The sequence below is a fragment of the Chromobacterium sp. IIBBL 290-4 genome, assembly GCF_024207115.1.
In the GTDB taxonomy this organism is placed as follows: Bacteria; Pseudomonadota; Gammaproteobacteria; order Burkholderiales; family Chromobacteriaceae; genus Chromobacterium.
This window is the reverse complement of record NZ_CP100128.1, coordinates 4,498,068-4,517,271: the sequence shown is the minus strand read 5'-3', so window position 1 is coordinate 4,517,271 and position 19,204 is coordinate 4,498,068. Positions and strand designations below refer to the sequence as shown.

General features: G+C 62.5%; 14 protein-coding genes. 7 read left to right on the top strand and 7 right to left on the bottom strand.

The window, feature by feature from the left end; translation table 11 throughout:
- Nucleotides 1-86: 86 nt before the first annotated feature.
- Both NKT35_RS21295 and dinG read right to left on the bottom strand, forming a co-directional pair.
- Complete coding sequence (locus NKT35_RS21295) at nt 87-401, bottom strand: DUF3579 domain-containing protein (RefSeq protein WP_046167115.1); 315 nt, start codon at nt 399-401, stop codon at nt 87-89.
- 114 nt (nt 402-515) lie between these two features.
- Nucleotides 516-2,639, bottom strand: coding sequence for an ATP-dependent DNA helicase DinG (dinG, locus tag NKT35_RS21290; protein ID WP_254301420.1), 2,124 nt, complete (start codon nt 2,637-2,639; stop codon nt 516-518).
- A gap of 145 nt (nt 2,640-2,784) precedes the next feature.
- Here dinG and NKT35_RS21285 point away from each other — a divergent pair, with 145 nt between their 5' ends.
- From NKT35_RS21285 to NKT35_RS21265, 5 genes are all read left to right on the top strand, one after another.
- Nucleotides 2,785-4,743: an aminotransferase class I/II-fold pyridoxal phosphate-dependent enzyme gene (locus tag NKT35_RS21285; protein ID WP_254297042.1), complete on the top strand. Its 1,959-nt coding sequence runs from the start codon at nt 2,785-2,787 to the stop codon at nt 4,741-4,743.
- A gap of 188 nt (nt 4,744-4,931) precedes the next feature.
- A complete protein-coding gene (argF, locus tag NKT35_RS21280) occupies nt 4,932-5,855 on the top strand; it encodes an ornithine carbamoyltransferase (RefSeq protein WP_254297040.1) in 924 nt (307 codons plus the stop codon).
- 45 nt (nt 5,856-5,900) lie between these two features.
- Nucleotides 5,901-7,127 (top strand): argininosuccinate synthase, encoded by a 1,227-nt coding sequence (locus tag NKT35_RS21275; protein ID WP_254297038.1) that lies wholly within the window; start codon nt 5,901-5,903, stop codon nt 7,125-7,127.
- A 76-nt stretch (nt 7,128-7,203) separates the two neighbouring features.
- Nucleotides 7,204-8,106, top strand: coding sequence for a DMT family transporter (locus NKT35_RS21270; protein WP_254297036.1), 903 nt, complete (start codon nt 7,204-7,206; stop codon nt 8,104-8,106).
- A gap of 4 nt (nt 8,107-8,110) precedes the next feature.
- A complete protein-coding gene (locus NKT35_RS21265) occupies nt 8,111-8,314 on the top strand; it encodes a DUF2788 domain-containing protein (protein WP_254297034.1) in 204 nt (67 codons plus the stop codon).
- 49 nt (nt 8,315-8,363) lie between these two features.
- Here NKT35_RS21265 and NKT35_RS21260 read toward each other — a convergent pair whose 3' ends face one another.
- Nucleotides 8,364-8,876 (bottom strand): DUF1993 domain-containing protein, encoded by a 513-nt coding sequence (locus tag NKT35_RS21260; protein ID WP_254297033.1) that lies wholly within the window; start codon nt 8,874-8,876, stop codon nt 8,364-8,366.
- Between the two features lie 59 nt (nt 8,877-8,935).
- Complete coding sequence (locus NKT35_RS21255; protein WP_254297031.1) at nt 8,936-9,568, bottom strand: LysE family translocator; 633 nt, start codon at nt 9,566-9,568, stop codon at nt 8,936-8,938.
- 125 nt (nt 9,569-9,693) lie between these two features.
- On the opposite strand from NKT35_RS21255, the gene NKT35_RS21250 reads away from it, so the two are divergent.
- Nucleotides 9,694-10,194, top strand: coding sequence for a YajQ family cyclic di-GMP-binding protein (locus tag NKT35_RS21250; protein ID WP_254297029.1), 501 nt, complete (start codon nt 9,694-9,696; stop codon nt 10,192-10,194).
- 311 nt (nt 10,195-10,505) lie between these two features.
- The gene (locus NKT35_RS21245) at nt 10,506-11,516 is read left to right on the top strand and encodes a BMP family lipoprotein (protein ID WP_254297028.1); all 1,011 of its coding nucleotides are present in this window, start codon (nt 10,506-10,508) and stop codon (nt 11,514-11,516) included.
- Between the two features lie 89 nt (nt 11,517-11,605).
- Here NKT35_RS21245 and NKT35_RS21240 read toward each other — a convergent pair whose 3' ends face one another.
- The 3 genes from NKT35_RS21240 to NKT35_RS21230 are packed head-to-tail and all read right to left on the bottom strand — an operon-like array spanning nt 11,606 to nt 19,202.
- Nucleotides 11,606-12,994: an efflux transporter outer membrane subunit gene (locus tag NKT35_RS21240; RefSeq protein ID WP_254297026.1), complete on the bottom strand. Its 1,389-nt coding sequence runs from the start codon at nt 12,992-12,994 to the stop codon at nt 11,606-11,608.
- 5 nt (nt 12,995-12,999) lie between these two features.
- Nucleotides 13,000-16,104: a multidrug efflux RND transporter permease subunit gene (locus NKT35_RS21235; RefSeq protein ID WP_254297024.1), complete on the bottom strand. Its 3,105-nt coding sequence runs from the start codon at nt 16,102-16,104 to the stop codon at nt 13,000-13,002.
- Nucleotides 16,101-19,202, bottom strand: a complete 3,102-nt coding sequence (locus NKT35_RS21230; RefSeq protein WP_254297022.1) for an MdtB/MuxB family multidrug efflux RND transporter permease subunit — start codon at nt 19,200-19,202, stop codon at nt 16,101-16,103. The genes NKT35_RS21235 and NKT35_RS21230 overlap by 4 nt, the downstream gene beginning before the upstream one ends.
- Nucleotides 19,203-19,204 lie beyond the last annotated feature (2 nt).

Below are 19,204 nucleotides of genomic sequence, written 5' to 3'. Positions count from 1 at the left end.
AACTTTGTCTTAGTCTAACCACAGAATATGACGGGAGTGTTTCGAAACTGGCTTAAAGAGTGGTAATAATACGACGCCTGTTGCGTTTATGCCGAAAACTTGTTCGGATACACCTCGTCGATTAGTGTCCGACAATCGACCACGCGCAGATCATTGTCTTTTGCGAAGTCCATCAAGAATTGAAAGATCTGCGGATAAATCTTTTCTAGTTTCTTATCCACGGCCACGCAGCGGACGCCTTCTAGCAGCATCGGGCGGACAAAGGCGTGGTAGGACAGCTTCTGGTTGGTGTCGAACGAGGCCAGGATGCCGGCCAGGCGTTCGGCCCAGTCGCTGGGGCGGAAGGTGCGACCCTCGGAGGTCAGGCCTTGGATCACAATTTCGTAGGGATTACAGATCATGGCGGTGGAACCAGTGTGTTTGCTATTGGTGTAGCCTGTTTTGTCGTCGCTGCTAAGGCGTTTTTTCGGCCGGCGTATGTGCTATTGCGAAAGTTACGTGATCATACCTGAAAATCATATGCGCTTGAATGGCGGCAGCGAGGCCAGCAGCTTTTTGCCGTAGCTTTGCCGCGTCAAACGGTTGTCCAGAATGGTGACCCGGCCGTAGTCGCGCTCGGTGCGGATCAGCCGTCCCACCGCCTGCACCAGCTTGATCGAGGCTTCCGGCACCGTAAGTTCGATAAAGGGGTTGCCGCCGCGTTTTTCTATCCAGCGCGACAGCGTTTTGCCCACCGGGTCGTCCGGCATCGCGAACGGCAGCTTGGCGATGATCACATGGACGCAGCTTTCTCCCGGCAAGTCCAGGCCTTCCGAAAAAGAGTCCAGGCCGAAAATCACGCTGGCCTGCTGGTCTTTCAGCCGTTGGTGATGGGTGTCCAGCAGCGTGCGCTTGGGGATGTCGCCCTGGATCAGCAGCCGGTCTTTCAGTTCGAAGGGCAGGCCCGACGCGACCTCCTGCATCTGCTTGCGCGAGGAGAACAGCACCAGCGTGCCTACGGCCTCTTTCAAGTCGATCAGCTTGGGCAGCCACTCGATGATCTCGCGGGTATGGCCGCCTGGGTCTTTCGGGCTGGCCTGCAAGGGCGGCAGATACAGTTCGCCTTGTTCGCCGAAATTGAAAGGCGAATCCAGCGCCAGGCTGCTGACCTTGGGCAGCCACTTGAGGCCGGTTTGCGCCAGCAGCAGCTCGAAATCGCCCAGCGAGCGCAGCGTGGCCGAGGTGAGGATGGCGCCGGCGGCGCGTCGCCACAGCGTGGCGGCCAGGCTGGCGGCGGCGCTGACCGGCGAGGCGGAGAACACGTAATCGCCCTTGCCCTCGGCCTTGCGGGTAATCCATTTGGCGATGGGCGGCGCGTTTTCCGGCGTTTCGGTATCGAACAAATCCCACACCGCGGCCATTTGTTCGGCGCGGCCGATCAGAAAACCCAGCTCGGTGGCGGTTTTGTCCAGATCGGAATCGCCGCTCTTGTCCTTGCGCGCCTCCGACAGCGCATTGCCCATATCGTCCAGCTGCTTGGACAGCGCGCGGGCGGAGATGGCCAGGTTGGCGGTCGGCGCTTGCAGCTGCTCCGGCAGGATGCCGTCCTCGATCAGCCAGGACGGCTCCAGATTGTCGCTGCTGGCGGCGAGCGCTTCCTCGCTGCCCAGCAGCCATTGCCATTCGGTCAGCGTTTCCACGCAGGCGGCGGCGGAATCGATGGCGTTGCTGGCCAGTTCGGCTTTGCCGGTGTGGGTTTCGGCATGCACCACCACTGCGGCCACCTTGTCCAGCCAGCCGAAAGCCTGCACCAGCGAATGTTCGGCGGCGAACTGGTTGATCGCCTTCTTGGCCAGGTGGTGCGCCTCGTCTATGCAGTAAAAGCTTTCCTCGGGCGCGGGCAGGATCACGCCGCCGCCCATGGAGACATCGGCCAGCATCAGATCATGGTTGGCCACCACCACGTCCACGTTTTCCAGCGTGTCGCGCGCCAGGTAGAACGGGCATTCGACGCGATTGGGACAGGCGGTTTTCAGACAGCCGTGGCGGTCATTGGTGACGCGCGCCCACAGGCCGTCTTCCACCACGGTTTCCCAGCTGTCGCGGTCGCCGTTCCATTTGCGGTAGTGGAAGGCGTCGGCCATGGCGGTCAGCGCGTCCAGTTCGGCCTGTTCCGGCTTGTGGTCCCACAAGGCCATCATCGGGTCCGGCTGCAGCAGGCTTTGCTGCGCGTGCTGGGCGGTTAGGCCGTACAGGCGGTAAGGGCAGAGATAACGGCCGCGGCCTTTGGCCAAGGCGAAAGTCAGCGGCAGGCCGCTGTTTTCCACTACGAAGGGCAGGTCGCGATTGACCAGTTGTTCTTGCAGCGCCACGGTGGCGCTGGTGACCACCAGCTTCTTGCCGCGCGCGCGCGCCATCACGCCGCCGGCCAGCAAGTAAGCCAAACTCTTGCCGACGCCGGTGGGGCCTTCGATCACGGCGATGCTTTCGCCTTCGCGCTCCGGCCACTCGTCATCCGCCTTCTCCTGGGCGCGGGAAAGGGTGTTGGCGATTTCCGCCAGCATCCTCCTTTGCGAGGCGCGCGGGGTGAAGCCCGGCAGGCGGTCGGAAATGGCTTTGTAATGGTCGCGAATCGCGTCTTTTTCGGCATCGGTCAGCATGCGGCGATTGTACCGCATGCGGCCTATGTGCGTCCGCATAATGACGGCGAAGGCAAGATGTGGATAGGATAGGGCACACAAAGATAAAAATCGCGCCGGACAGACCCAATAGCGAGCGCAGCAAACACAATCAGGAGAAGCCCAAATGAAACCCGTTAGCCGCGTCGTCGTGGTCAGCGACGATGTGACATGGCAGTCCGAGGTGCTGGCCGGCTTGGGGGCCGCCGCCGTGCGTTTGGAAAACCCGTTCGGCCTGACTTTCGTGCCGGCGGTCAGCACCGCGGAAACGCTGGATCTGATTTCCCGCGACGGCGAAGTCCAGGTGGTGCTGGTGGACCGGCAATTGAAGGGGGAGGGCAATGGCCAGGCGGCGGGGCAGCTCGCCAACCGCATCAGCGATTTCCGGCCGGAGATTTCGCTCTATGTCTTTCTGCAGGACGATGACGAGCGCGCCTTGGTGGAGGAACTGGCCAGCCACGCGGTGGATGGTTATTTCTACCGCGACGAGGCCGATTTTAACGGCTGGTTCCGCATCTTGTCGGCGGAGTTGGCGGAAAAGTCCGCCACGCCCTTCTACGACAAGCTCAAACAATACGTGCGCATGGCCAAGGATTCCTGGCATACGCCCGGCCATTCCGGCGGCGATTCGCTGAAGGGCAGCCCTTGGGTGGGCGATTTCCATGACTTTGTCGGCGAGCACTTGCTGCGCGCCGACTTGTCGGTATCGGTGCCGATGCTGGATTCGCTGCTGCACCCGACCGGCGTGATCGCCGAATCGCAAACCTTGGCGGCCAAGGCCTTCGGCGCGAGGAAGACTTATTTCGCCACCAACGGCACCTCCACCTCCAATAAGGTGATCTTCCAGACCCTGCTGGCGCCGGGCGACAAGCTGCTGCTGGATCGCAACTGTCACAAGTCCGTTCATCATGGGGTGATTCTGTCCGGCGCCTTGCCGGTGTATCTGGATTCATCGATCAACAAGCAATTCGGCATTTTTGGGCCGGTGCCCAAAACCACCATCTTCCAGGCGATTGAGGAGAACCCGGACGCGAGGGTGCTGATCCTCACCTCCTGCACTTACGATGGCCTGCGCTACGATCTCAAGCCCATCATCGATGCGGCGCATGAGAAGGGCATCAAGGTGATCGTGGACGAGGCCTGGTACGGCTTCGCCCGCTTTCATCCGGCCTTCCGCCCCACGGCGCTGGAGTCCGGCGCCGACTACGTTACCCAAAGCACGCACAAAATCCTGTCGGCGTTCTCGCAGGCCAGCATGATTCACGTCAACGATCCGCGCTTCGACGAGCATCTGTTCCGCGAAAACTTCAATATGCATGCCTCCACCAGCCCGCAGTACAACTTGATCGCCAGCCTGGACGTGTCGCGCAAACAGGCTGTGATGGAGGGCTACCGCCTGCTGGACCGCACGCTGAAGCTGGCGCAGGAATTGCGCGAGAAGATCAATTCCACCGGCGTCTTCCGCGTGCTGGAACTGGAGGATCTGCTGCCGCCGGAAGTGCGCGAAGACGGCATCAGGCTGGACCCCACCAAGCTGACCGTCGATTTCAGCCGCTCCGGCTTTACCGCGGACGAGCTGCAGCAGGCGCTGTTCGAGCGCTACAACATCCAGGTGGAGAAATCGACCTTCAGCACCATCACGCTGCTGCTCACCATAGGCACCACCCGCAGCAAATTGTCGCGTCTGTACGATGCGATGCTGCGCCTGGCCAAAGAGAACCGTCCGGCCCGCGCCTTGGGGCGGATGCCGGAGGTTCCCCATTTCACGCGTTTGGCATGTTTGCCGCGCGACGCTTTCTACGAGGCGGGCGAGCGGCTGCCGCTGCTGGACGACGATGGCCGGCCCAATGCCGCGCTGACGGGGCGAGTCTGTTGCGACCAAATCGTCCCTTATCCGCCCGGCATTCCGGTGCTGGTGCCGGGCCAGGTGGTGGACGATACCATTTTGTCTTACCTGGCCCGGCTGCAGAAAACGCAGAAAAGCATTGAAATGCACGGTTTGGCGGAAGATGGCGGCGAGTTTTTCCTGCGCGTTTTGAAGGTGCAGGAGCTGGCGGAACTGCCGGGACGCGGTTTATTCAGCTGAGAGCTTGTCAGACAGGAGGATTTCCGATAAATATAACAAATGTCGCATTTCTGTAAGTTTTGCTTGCCGTGGCAGAAGTGCGTCATCTGTAAAGTGACTTGAGACCAGCGTGTAGTAATGTGCCGTTGCGCATGAAATCACCACTCGGTGTTGCACGCGCAGCGGCCTCTTTTTTTGATTGGAGCATCATGACGTCCCCTAGGCATTACCTGCAATTCAGCGACCTCACTCCCGACGAGTACCACCATCTCTTCGCGCGCAGCCAGGTCCTGAAGCGACGACAAAGCGCCGGCGAGTTGTACCGGCCGCTGGTCGGCAAGGTGATGTCCATGGTGTTCGAAAAGAATTCCACCCGCACTCGGGTGTCGTTCGAGGCCGGCATGGCGCAATTGGGCGGCCATGCGATGTTTCTGGACACCAAGAGCTCGCAGATCGGTCGCGGCGAGCCGATAGAGGACACCGCGCGCGTGCTGTCCCGGATGAGCGACATCATCATGATCCGCACCTTCGAGCAGCCGATGGTGGAGCGCCTGGCCGCGCATTCGCGGGTGCCGGTGATCAACGGCCTGACCAATGAATACCACCCGTGCCAGATCCTGGCCGACATCTTCACCTATGTGGAGCGCCATGGCTCGATCAAGGGCAAGACAGTGGCCTGGATCGGCGACGGCAACAATGTGTGCCGCACCTGGCTGCAGGCGGCGCGGGTGCTGGGCTTCCGCTTGCGGGTGGCTTCGCCGCTGGGCTATGAGCTCACGGCGCTGGATGGCCATCATTACGGCCCGGAAACGCTGGAGCTGACCCAGGATCCGCATCGCGCCGCGCACGGCGCGGACATCGTCACCACCGACGTGTTCACCAGCATGGGTTTTGAAGCCGAGCAGGACGCCCGTCGCGAAGCTTTTGTCGGCTACCAGGTGACGGCGGAGCTGATGAAGCACGCCAAGCCGAACGCGCTGTTCATGCACTGCCTGCCGGCCCACCGCGGCGAAGAAGTGGCGGCCGAGGTGATAGACGGCCCGCAAAGCGTGGTCTGGGACGAGGCGGAAAACCGCATGCATGTGCAAAAGGCCCTGATCGAATTCCTGTTGCTGGGCCGGAACCAAAACTGAGTTCCCCGGCGGCGGATAGCAAACAATCGAGTAGAAAGAGAAGCAATGTCTGACATCAAGAAAGTGGTTTTGGCGTACTCCGGCGGTTTGGATACCTCGGTCATCCTCAAGTGGCTGCAGGACGAGTACAAGTGCGAAGTGGTGACCTTCACCGCCGACATCGGCCAGGGCGAAGAAGTGGAGCCGGCGCGCCAAAAAGCCGTGTCGCTGGGCATCAAGCCGGAAAACATCTTCATTGAAGACCTGCGCGAGGAGTTCGTCCGCGACTTCGTGTTCCCGATGTTCCGCGCCAATACCATTTACGAAGGCGAGTACCTGCTGGGCACCTCCATCGCCCGTCCGCTGATCGCCAAGCGCCAGATCGAAATCGCCAACCAGGTGGGCGCGGATGCGGTATCGCACGGCGCCACCGGCAAGGGCAATGACCAGGTGCGCTTCGAGCTGGGTTATTACGCCTTGAAGCCGGATGTGAAGGTGATCGCGCCGTGGCGCGAATGGGACCTGCTGTCCCGCGAGAAACTGCTGGCTTACGCCGAGACCCACGGCATCGACATCAGCAAGAAGAAAAACGGCGGCAGCCCGTACTCGATGGACGCCAATCTGCTGCACATCTCCTACGAAGGCACGGTGCTGGAAGATCCGGCGCAGGAGCCGGAAGAGGATATGTGGCTGTGGAGCGTGAGCCCGGAGAATGCGCCGGACCAGGCCGAATACGTGGAGCTGGAATACAAGCAGGGCGACATCGTCGCCGTCAACGGCCAGCCGCTGAGCCCGGCCGGCGTGCTGACCGAGCTGAACCGCCTGGGCAACAAGCATGGCATCGGCCGGCTGGATATTGTCGAGAACCGCTATGTCGGCATGAAGTCGCGCGGCTGCTATGAAACCCCGGGCGGCACCATCATGCTGAAGGCGCATCGCGCCATCGAATCCATCACGCTGGACCGCGAAGTGGCCCACCTGAAGGATGAGCTGATGCCGAAGTACGCGCAGCTGATCTACACCGGCTACTGGTGGAGCCCGGAGCGCGTCATGCTGCAGCAGATGATCGACGCGTCGCAAGCCACGGTGAACGGCTGGGTGCGGCTGAAGCTGTACAAGGGCAATGTCATCGTGGTCGGCCGCGAGTCCAAGACCGATTCGCTGTTCGATCCGACCATCGCCACCTTCGATGAGGACGGCGGCGCCTACAACCACGCCGACGCGGCCGGTTTCATCCGTCTGAACGCCTTGCGGATGCGCATTGCCGCCAATGCGCGCAGCAAGCGCAGCTGATACAATATCCATACCGTTGACATGGCGGCCTCGGCCGCCATTTTTCGTTCTTTAAAGCAATAAGGAGAGAGGCGCCATGCGCGCGAGTCAGTGGATTCCGTGGGTTTTCGTGGTCTTGTGGAGCACGGGTTTTACCGGCGCGAAGCTGGGTTTGCCGTATTGCGGACCTTTCACCTTCCTGGCCATGCGCATGGGTTTGACGCTGCTGTGCTTTGCCGGCTTGATCGCGGCGCTGCGGCCTGCCTGGCCGACCGCGGCGCAAATGCGCAGCCAGTGGATCAGCGGCGGCATGCTGCATGGCGGCTATCTGGGCTGTCTGTTCGCCGCCATCAAGCTGGGCGTGCCGGCTGGCCTGGCGGCCCTGATCATGGGTTTGCAGCCGCTGCTGACCGCCTTGCTGTCCATGGCGCTGGGCGAGCAGCGCTTTCGCCCCCGGCAGTGGCTGGGCATGGCCTTGGGCCTGGCCGGCGCTTCGCTGGTGATCGCGGGCAGCAAGGGCGTGTCTTTCGGCGGCGGCGCCGGGGCGGCTTTCGTGATCGGCGGCTTGGTGTTGATCACCGGCGGCACCTTGTTCCAGAAATATCGCGGCGGCGGCGCCAATCCCATCGCCGGCGCGTTTCATCAATATCTGTCCGCTTTCGCCGTGACCGGTATATTGGCCTTGCTGTTTGAGCGCGGGCAGACGGTGGCGTGGAGCGGGCCGTTTGTTTTCGCGCTGGCATGGAGCGTGTTGATGTTGTCCGTGCTGGCCATTTTGCTGCTGATGCGGATGTTGCGCGAAGGCGATGTCAGCCAGGTGGCGGCTTATCTTTATCTGGTGCCGGGTTTGACCGCAGTCCAGGCCTGGCTGTTGTTTGACGAGCGCTTGAGCGCGCTGGCGATGGGCGGCATCGTGCTGGCTGCGGCAGGCGTGGCGCTGGTGTTGCGCGGCGGCAAGCCTCGCGCGGCGGCGGAAAGAATCGATTCAATAAAGGGCTGACAAGGTGTCCGAAGAACAATTCACCGATATTTCGATGGCGGTATGCCTGACCGGGCTGATCCTGTTCATGGGTTTCATCATCTGGGATTTGGGCAAGAAGTCCAAAGCCGGGAAGCTGGGCATGTTCGTGCTGTTTCTGGCGCTGGGTTTCGGCGTGACCGGCTTCATCTTCAAGACGGTGCTGGTGGAGTTTGTGCTGAAAAAATAGAAAACGGCGCGCAGGGCATCCCACGCGCCGTTTTGACAAGCGGTGGCGTTTATTGCGGCGGCGCGCCCAGGTAGTCCATCTTGCCCAGCGGCACGCCGTTGTGGCGCAGGATGGCGTAGGCGGCGGTGAGGTGGAAGTAGAAATTGGGCAGCACGAAGTGGTTCAGGTAATCCAGACCGCCGAAACTGACCTCATTGCCGCGCATCTTCAGCGTGACTTGCCGGCTTTCGCTGCCTTCCAGCTGGCTGGGCGCGATGGTGTCGATATAGGCCAGCGTTTTGGCGATGCGCGCCTGCAAGTCGTCAAAGCTCTGCTCATCGTCGGCGTAGCTCGGCACCTCAGCGCCCGCCAGTCGGGCGACACAGCCCTTGGCCAAGTCACAGACGACTTGCACCTGCCGCGTCAGCGCAAACATGTCCGGCGCCAGCCTGGCTTGTAGAAACACTTCCGGCGCGATTTTGCGCGTCTCGGCGTCAGCGGCGGCCTTGCGCAGAATGGCGGCCAGATTGTCCAGGCCGCGCCGCAGCGCGGGCAGGCTGACTTGCTGTATGGCTAAGCTCATGTCTCCATCTCCAGAAACGTGCGACAGCCGGTTTGCTCAGGCAAGCCGGCAAAGGCGGCCTAGCGCGCCAGGATCAGGCGCAAACCCAGGCCGATGAAAATCGTGCCGGCGGCGCGGTCCAGCCATTGGCTGGCTTTTCGGCTCTTGGCCAGCCATTGGCCTACATGGCCGGAAAAGTAGCCCAGCGAGCCGAAAATCAGCGCGCCTTGCAGCGTGAAAATCGTGCCCAGAATGGCGGTTTGCAGCCCGGCCGAACCATGGGCGGGGTTGACGAACTGCGGCAGAAAGGCCAGGAAGAACAGCACTACTTTCGGGTTGATGGCGTTGGCGATCAGGCCGCGGCGGAAAGTGGCCAGCAAGGAGCCTTGCGGGCTGCCGTCGCCGTCTGCGCGGAAACTGGTCCCCGGGCTGCGGATCGCGCCCCAGCCCAGGTAGACCAGATATGCGCCGCCGGCGATTTTCAGCGCGGTGAAGGCCAGCGGCGAGGCGGCGATCAAGGCGCTGATGCCCAGGGCGGCCAGCAGGGTGTGGTTGAGGCAGCCCAGCGCGCAGCCCAGGCCAAAGGCCATGCCCTGGCGGCGGCCGCGCGAAATGCCCTGGCTCAGCACCATCAGATTGTCCGGGCCGGGGGAAAGGGTAATCAAGGCGGCGGCCGCCAGAAAGGCGGCCAGTTGCGAAGCGGTGACGAGCATGAGCGTATTCCGTGGTATCTTGAACCTGATCACACCATGTCCGGCGCGCTTTGGCAATGGCTTGGCGAGTGACAATTGCGCGGCGGGCCACTAGAATTCCGCTGCTTATATTTGAGGATTGTTTTATGCCGTCTTTTGATGTCGTTTCCGAAGTGAACAAGGTGGAAGTGCGCAACGCGCTGGATCAAGCCAACAAGGAGGTTTCCACCCGTTACGATTTCAAGGGCAGCGACGCCCGCATCGAATTCAACGACAAGGAAGTGACGCTGTACGCCGATACCGAGTTCCAGCTCGACCAGGTCAACGAGATCATGGTGGGCAAACTGTCCAAGCGCAGCGTGGATGTGCGCAGCATGGACTACGGCAAGCTGGAAAAAGTGTCCGGCAACAAGGTGAAGAAAGTGCTGAAGGTCAAGGAAGGCCTGGACAGCGATCTGGCGAAGAAAATCGTCAAACTGCTGAAGGATTCCAAGATGAAGGTGCAGGCCAGCATCCAGGGCGAAGCGGTGCGGGTGTCCGGCGCCAAGCGCGACGTGCTGCAAGAGGCCATCGCCCTGCTGAAGAAGGATATCGCCAACGATCTGGAAAACGGCGCGCCGCTGCAGTTCAATAACTTCCGCGATTAAGGCCGTAAGACGAAAAGCCCGGACGGGTTCCGGGCTTTTTTGCGTCCATCTGCGGCGATAATTATAACAATGTGACAATTTTTTCTAACTAAGTTTACAAAGGGGCTGGCGCTCGCTAGAATCCGGCCACTTCAATAGGCGAGTTGTACGCGTGTCATTCCGGGCGCGCCGTTCGATTCGTTTTTGTCCTGTTTCGTCTATGCTGCAAAACAGACAAAGCACGGTCCAAGGCGTTGTCTCCCTTCGTTGAAGTGTCTGACCGGCACGGCCGGTCCGGCTGACCCATCCCACTACTATTACTAGAAAAGTTGATGAAAATGACGTTTGCGATCAAGACCGCAGCTTGCGCCGTAGCCGCAACCCTGTTCGCCGGCTCCGCGCTGGCCAAGGACTTCAATGTCGCCGTGGTGTACGACCAGGCCGGCAAATTCGACAAGAGCTTCAATGAGGCCGCTTTCGGCGGCGCGGAGCGCTTCAAGAAAGAGTTCAAGATCAATTACCGCGAAGGTCAGCCCACCAACGACGCCCAAAAAGAGCAAGTGCTGCGCAATATGGCGCGCAAGGGCGCTGACCTGGTAGTAGCCGTGGGCTTCGCCTACAGCCAGGCGATCGAGACCGTGGCCAAGGAATTCCCTAACACCAAGTTCACCTTGGTCGACTCCGTCGCCAAGGGCGCCAATGTGCAGAGCGTGGCCTTCAAGGAACAGGAAGGCTCCTTCCTGGTGGGCATGGCCGCCGCGCTGAAGTCCAAGACCGGCAAGGTGGGCTACCTGGGCGGCATGGACGTGCCGCTGATCCGCGCCTTCGGCTGCGGCTACGCGCAAGGCGCCCGCTACGTGAATCCGAAGGCTGTAGTGCTGCAGAACATGCTGGGCACCACCCACACCGCCTTCAACGATCCGTCGCGCGGCAATGAGCTGGCCAAGAGCCAGTTCGACCGCGGCGCCGACGTGATCTTCGCCGCGGCCGCCCTGTCCAATGTGGGCGTGATCCAGGCCGCCAAGGCTTCGGGCAAGTACTACATCGGCGTGGACAGCAACCAGAACTACATGCAGCCGGGCACGGTGCTGACCTCCATGGTCAAGCGCGTGGACAACGCCGTGTACGAAACCATGCGCGATGGCCTGAAAGGCACCTGGAAGCCCAGCGTCAAGCTGATGGGCCTGAAGGAAAACGGCGTGGACTGGTCGCTGGACCAGTACAATCGTTCGCTGATCACGCCTGAAATGGAGAAGAAGATCGTCGCCGCGCGCAAGGACATCATCGCCGGCAAGATCAAGGTGGTGGATTACCGCGCCAGCAACAGCTGCCCGGTGAACTAAGCCGGACCAGCCCATGCCTCGCATTCGAGGCGTGGGCGGCTAAATTTAAAGCCCTGCCGTCCCTCGCGGCAGGGCTGTTTTTTTGCCGTTTACTGCCAGCTGCCGCCCAGCGCGGCGATCAAGGCCACGCTGGCCGTGTACTGGCGATTCACCACATTCCACAGATTGTTTTCCGCGGCGATGCGGGTGTTTTGCGCGCTCATCACATTCAGATAAGACACGGTGCCGGCCTTGTACTGGTTGAGCGAAATGGTTTCCGCGCGCTTGGCCGAGGACAGGGCGGAGCTTTGCAGATCGGACTCTTCCTTCAGCAAGCTTTGCGCCGACAGATTGTCCTCCACGCCTTGCAGCGCGGCCAGCACCGTCTGCCGATAGCTCGCCACGCTGGCGTCGTAGCTGGCGATGGCCTGGTCGGTTTGCGCGCTGCGCAGGCCGGCATCGAACAGCGTCAAGGCCAGCGAGGGGCCGACCGACCAGATGCGGTTGGGCAGCGTGACCCAATCGGCGAAGGTGGAGCCGCGGTAGCCGCCGCTGGCCCCCAGGCTCAGGGCGGGGAAGAAGGCGGACTTGGCGACGCCGATCTGGGCATTGGCCGCCGCCATATTGCGTTCGGCTACCGCCACATCGGGACGGCGCTCCAATAGCGTGGAGGGCAGGCCGGCGGGGATTTGCGGCAGGCGCGGCTTGCCGCTGGAGGGCGGCAGCGCGAAGCTGGCGGGAGCTTGTCCCAATTGGGCGGCGATGGCGTGCTCCAGTTGCGCGCGGGTCAGCTGTTTGTCCACGGCGGCGGCTTGGGCGGTTTTCCATTGGCTTTCCGCCGAGGCCACCGCGTCGTCGCCGACGATGCCGGCGGCGTACTGGTTGCGCGTCAGTTGCAGCGTGTCGGCCAGCAGCTTTTCGCTTTGCTTGAGATTGGCCAGTTGCTGGTCCGCCACCACCCATTGCAGATAAGCGGTGGCCAGCTGCGCCTGGCTGCTGAGCCGGATGGCGGCCAGTTGCGCTTCCGACGCTTGTTGCTTGGCTTTGCCGGCTTCCACCTCGCGGCGCACCGCGCCCCACAGGTCTATTTCCCAGCTGGCCGACAGGCCCAGATTGTAGCCGGTGGCGGCGCCGGTCCCGGGCGTGCTGACGCCATGGCTGCGCGAGGCGGTGGCTGACAAGGACGGGAACAGGCTGGATTCGGCCTGGCGCAACTGCGCCTGGGCTTCCCGGTATTGGGCTTCGGCCTGGGCGATGGTCGGGCTTTGCTGGTTCAGCCTGTCCATCAACTGATTCAGCGTCGGGTCCTGGAATACCATCCACCAATTTCCGCGCGGCATGGCGTCTTGCGGCTCCGCCGTCTTCCAGCGGCCGTCTTCCTTGAAGTTAGTCGGGATATCCAGCTTGGGCTTGACGTAGTCGGGGCCGGCGGCGCAGCCGGCCAGGGCCAGACCGGCCAAGACGGCGCACACGGTTTTTTTATAAGGTAGCGTTCTCATTGCGTTCATTCCTTGTCGCCGCCGGCCAATGCGTGGCCGAGGCTGCCGCGCCATTTCAGGCACCACAGGCGGAAGCGGTCCAGATACAGATATACGATGGGCGTGGTGTACAGCGTCAGCAGCTGGCTGAGCAGCAGGCCGCCGACGATGGAGATGCCCAGCGGCGTGCGCATCTCCGCGCCGTCGCCGTGGCCCAAGGCCAAGGGCAACGCGCCGAACAGCGCCGCCATCGTGGTCATCATGATGGGGCGGAAGCGCAGCAGACAGGCCTGCAGAATGGCGTCGTCCGGCGACAGATTGCGCTCGCGCTCCGCGGTCAGCGCGAAATCTATCATCATAATGGCGTTCTTCTTGACGATGCCGATCAGCAACAACACGCCGATCAGCGCGATGATGTTGAACTCGCCGCCGGTGGCCATCAGCGCCAGCAACGCGCCCACGCCGGCGGAGGGCAGGGTGGACAGAATGGTGATCGGATGCACCACGCTCTCATACAGCATGCCCAGCACAATGTAGACGGCGACCAGCGCCGCCAGGATCAGCATGGGTTGGCTGTCCAGAGACTGTTGGAAGGACTTGGCCGTGCCTTGGAAGCTGGGGTGAATGCTGCTGGGCAGGCCCACATTGGCCAATTCCGCGTCTATCGCCTGGGTGGCGTCGGACAGCGAGACGCCCGGCGGCAGGTTGAACGAGATCGTCGTCGCCGCGAACTGGCTTTGGTGGTTGACCGACAGCGCGGTATTGCTGGGTTTCCAGCTGGCGAAGGCCGACAAGGGCGTGGGTTGGCCGCCCGGCGTTTGCAAGTAGATATTGCGCAGGCCTTCCGGGCTTTGCCAGAACTCCGGCGCCACTTCCAGCACCACGTGGTATTGGTTCAGCGCGTTGTAGATGGTGGAAACCTGGCGTTGGCCGAAGGCGTCGTTCAGCACCGAATCCACCTGCGCCTGCGTCAGCCCCAGCCGCGCCATCGCCTGGCGGTCGAAGTTCAGCATGGTTTCCAGGCCTTTGACCTCCTGGTCGCTGTTCACATCCGCCAGCATGGGAATCTTGTTCAGCGCGGCCTGCACCTTGGGCGTCCATTCGCGCAGCTCGTTCAGATCATCGCCTTGCAGCGTGTATTGATACTGGGCGTTGCTGGAGCGGCCGCCGATGCGGATATCCTGCACCGACTGCAGAAACAGCTGGGCGCCGGGCTCCCTGGCCAGCTTGCCGCGCAGCCTGGCGATTACCTGGTCCGCGCTCTCCTTGCGCTCGCCCAAGGGCTTGAGGCTGACGAACATGTTCGCGCCATTGCGCTGGCCGCCGCCGGTAAAGCCCACCACCTTGTCCACCGCCGGGTCGGCGCCGACGACATTGATGAAGCGCTGCAACTTGCCCTGCATGGCCTGGAAGGAAATGCTCTGGTCGGCCTTGATCATGCCGGTGAGGCGGCCGGTGTCCTGCTGCGGGAAGAAGCCCTTGGCGATGACGCCGTACAGGAACACGTTCAGCGCGATGGTTGCGCCCAGAATGAGCATCATCAGGCGGCTGTGGCGCAGCGCCCAGGTCAGAGAGCGGCGATAGCCTTCCAGCATGGCGTCGAATACGCGCTCGCTCCATTGAAACAGCTTGCCCGGCTTGCGCTCCTGATCGTGCGCTTTCAGCCAGCGGGCGCACAGCATGGGCGTAGTGGTCAGCGACACCACCATGGATACCAGGATGGCGACCGACAGCGTGACGGCGAATTCGCGGAACAAGCGGCCGATGATGCCGCCCATCAGCAGGATGGGGATGAACACCGCGATCAGCGAGATGCTCATCGACAGCACGGTGAAACCGACCTCGCGCGCGCCTTGCAGCGCGGCCTGGAACGGTTTCATGCCGTCTTCGATATGGCGCGAGATGTTCTCCAGCACCACGATGGTGTCGTCCACCACAAAGCCGGTGGCGATGGTCAGCGCCATCAGGCTGAGGTTGTTCAGCGAGAAGCCGGCCAGATACATGACGGCGAAAGTGCCCACCAGCGACACCGGCACGGTGATGGCTGGGATGGCCGTCGCGCGGCCATTGCGCAGGAACAGGAACACCACCAGGATCACCAGCGCGATGGAGATGGTCAGCGAGGTTTCCACTTCTCGCAGCGAGGCGCGGATGGTGGGGGTGCGGTCCATCACCTCGTTGATTTTGATCGAGGAGGGGATGGAGGCTTGCAAGGTGGGCAGCAGCGCCTTCACCCGGTCCACCGTCTCGATGATGTTGGCGCCCGGCTGGCGGAACAGGATCAACATCACCGCCGGCTGATTGCCCAGCATGCCGGCGTTGCGCAGGTCGACCACCGAGTCCTTGACGTCCGCCACATCGGAGATGCGCACTGCCGTGCCGTTTTTGTAGCTGACGATCAAGGGCAGATAGTCGCTGGCCTTGCCGGCCTGGTCATTGGCCTGCACTTGCCAGTGCTTGTCCTCGTTTTCCAGGAAGCCCTTGGGACGGTTGGCGTTGGTGCTGGTGATGGCGGCGCGCACCGTTTCCATGCCGATGCCGTAGTGGTTCAGCTGCATCGGGTTCATTTCCACCCGCACCGCCGGCTGGGCGCCGCCGCCGATGATGACGTTGCCGATGCCGTCCACCTGCGACAACTTCTGGCCCAGGATGGAGTCGGCGGCGTCGTACATCTGGCCGCGGGTCAGGCTGTCCGAAGTCAGCGCCATGATCATGATGGGCGCGTCGGCCGGGTTCACCTTGCGATAGGTGGGGTTGGACGGCATGCCGCTGGGCAGCAGCGAGTGGGCGGCGTTGATGGCCGCCTGCACGTCGCGCGCCGCGCCGTTGATGTCGCGGTCCAGATCGAACTGCAGCGTGATGTTGCTGGAGCCCAAGGAGCTGGTGGACGTCATCTCGGTGATGCCGGCGATGCGGCCCAGGGAGCGCTCCAACGGCGTGGCCACGGTGGCGGCCATCGTCTCAGGGCTGGCGCCGGGCAGCTTGGCCGATACCGAAATGGTGGGAAAGTCCACCTGCGGCAGCGGCGACACCGGCAACAGCTTGAAGGCGATGAAACCCGCCAGCAGGATGGCCAGCGTCAGCAGCGTGGTGGCTACCGGCCGGCGGATGAAGGGAGCCGACGGGATCATGCGTCCTGCTCCTCAGCCAGTTCCGGCTTGTCCTTGCGGCCGAAGCGCGCCGCGAGGCGGTCGAAGGCCAGATAGATCACCGGCGTGGTGAACAGCGTCAGTACCTGGCTGACCATCAGGCCGCCCACCATGGTGATGCCCAGCGGTTCGCGCAGTTCCGAGCCCATGCCGCCGCCCAGCATCAGCGGCAGCGCGCCCAGCAGCGCCGCCATGGTGGTCATCAGAATCGGACGGAAACGCAGCAAGCAGGCCTGGTAGATGGCCTCGCGCGGACTCATGCCCTGTTCGCGCTCGGCTTCGAGCGCGAAGTCTATCATCATGATCGCGTTCTTCTTCACGATGCCGATCAGCAAGATGATGCCGATGATGGCGATCACCGACAGATCGGTGCCGGACACCATCAGCGCCAGCAGCGCGCCGATGCCGGCCGAGGGCAGGGTGGACAGGATGGTGATCGGATGGACATAGCTCTCGTACAGCACGCCCAGCACGATGTACATGGTGACGATGGCGGCCAGGATCAGCCATAGCGTGTTGGACAAGGAGGCCTGGAAGGCCATGGCCGCGCCCTGGAACTTGGTGTCCATGCTGGCGGGCATGCCCATCTCGCTTTCCGCCTGGCGGATGGCATCCACCGCCTCGCCCAGCGACGCGCCCTTCTTCAGATTGAAGGAGATGGTGGCGGTCGGAAATTGGCCCAGATGATTGATGGCCAGCGAGGCCGGGCGTTCTTCTATGGTGGCGACGGCGTCCAGCGGCACCGGCCCGCCGCTGGCGGTGGGCACGTAAATGCCCTTCAGCGACAGCGGATCGCGTTGGTGCGCCTTATCCACCTCCAGCACCACGCGGTACTGGTTGGTCTGGGTGAAGATGGTGGAGATCAGCCTTTGGCCAAAGGCGTCGTACAAGGCATTGTCCACCGCTGCTGTGGTGACGCCCAGGCGCGAGGCGACGTCGCGGTTGATGCGAACATAGGCTTGCAAGCCCTTGTCTTGCAAGTCGCTCGCCACATCGGCCAGCGCCGGCTCTTGTTCCAGCCGGTGCACCAGCTTGGGTACCCAGGTGGACAGGTCTTCCAGGCTGGTGGCTTGCAAGGTGAACTGGTACTGGGTGCGGCTGACGCGGGAGTCGATCGACAAATCCTGCACCGGCTGCAGATACAGCGACATGCCCGGCACGTCGTCGGCGCGTTGTTGCAGCCTGGCCAGCACGGCGCGGATATCGTCGCGCTGATCCTTGGGCTTGAGGTTGATCAGCAAGCGGCCGCTGTTCAGCGTGGTGTTGGTGCCGTCCACGCCGATGAAGGACGACAGGCTGTCCACCGCCGAGTCTTTCAGCAGCGAATCGGCCAACGCTTCCTGTTGTTCCGCCATGGCGGTGAAGGAGATGGACTGCGAGGCTTCGCTGATGCCCTGGATGGCGCCGGTGTCCTGCAGCGGGAAGAAGCCCTTGGGAATGTAGACGTACAGGGCGGCGGTCAGCGCCACCGTGCCGACGGCGACCAGCAGCGTGGTTTTCTGCCGGTCCAGCACCCAGCTGAGCATCTTGCCGTAGCGGGCGATGATGTCGTCGAAGAACTTGCCGCTGGCGTGGTAGAAGCGGCCCTGTTTTTCCTCCGGCACATGCTTGAGCAGCCGCGCGCACATCATCGGCGTCAGCGTCAGCGAAATGAAGGCGGAAATCAGGATGGACACCGCCAGCGTGATGGCGAATTCGCGGAACAGCCGACCCACCACATCGCCCATGAACAGCAGCGGAATCAGCACCGCGATCAGCGAGATGGTCAAGGAAATGATGGTGAAGCCGATTTGCTTGGAGCCTTTCAACGCGGCCTCCATCGGCTTGTCGCCTTCCTCGATGTAGCGGGCGATGTTCTCGATCATCACGATGGCGTCGTCCACCACGAAGCCGGTGGCGATGGTCAGCGCCATCAGCGTCAGGTTGTTGATGGAGAAGCCGGTCAGATACATCACGCCGAAGGTGCCCACCAGCGACAGCGGCACCGCCACCGCCGGAATGATGGTGGCCGGCACATTGCGCAGGAAGACGAAGATCACCATCACCACCAGGGCGATGGCCAGCATCAGCTCGAACTCCACATCCTCCACCGAGGCGCGGATGGTCACGGTGCGGTCGCTCAGCACATGCACGTCCACCGAGCCGGGCAGGGTCTCCTTGAGCTGAGGCAGCAGCGCCTTGATGCGGTCGGTCACCTGGATCACGTTGGCGCCGGGCTGGCGCTGCACATTGAGGATGACGGCCGGCGTGGTGCCGGACCAGGCGGCCAGGCGCACGTTTTCCGCCGAGTCCACCACCTTGGCCACGTCTTGCACGCGCACCGGCGCGCCGTTCTGGTAGGCGATGACGACGTTTTTGTATTCCGCCGCCGATTGCAGCTGGTCGTTGCCGTCGACGGTGGAGGCTTGTTTCGGGCCATCGAAGCTGCCCTTGGCCTGGTTGACGTTGGCGGCTGCGATGGAAGTGCGGATGTCTTCCAGCGTCAGTCCGCGGGCGGCCAGCGCCTTGGGGTTGCTCTGGATGCGCACGGCAGGGCGTTGGCCGCCGCTGATGCTGACCAGGCCCACGCCCGGCACTTGCGACAGTTTCTGCGCCAGCCGGGTGTCGGTGAGATCTTCCAGCTTGGTCAGCGGCAGGGTGGGCGAGCTGACGGCGATGGTCAGGATAGGCGTATCCGCCGGATTGACCTTGTTATAGATAGGCGGGCTGGGCAGGTCGGCCGGCAGCAGGTTGCCGGCGGCGTTGATCGCGGCCTGCACCTCCTGTTCGGCTACGTCCAGCGTCAGATCCAGGCTGAACTGCAGGGTGATGACCGACGCGCCGCCCGAGCTGGACGAGGACATCTGCGACAGCCCCGGCATCTGGCCGAACTGGCGTTCCAGCGGCGCGGTGACCGAGGAGGTCATCACGTCCGGGCTGGCACCGGGATAGAGCGTCACCACCTGGATGGTGGGATAGTCGACTTCAGGCAGGGCCGATACCGGCAGCATGCGCCATGCCACCAGACCGGTGAGCAAAATGGCGATCATCAGCAAGGTGGTGGCCACCGGCCGCAGGATGAACGGACGAGAGGGATTCATGC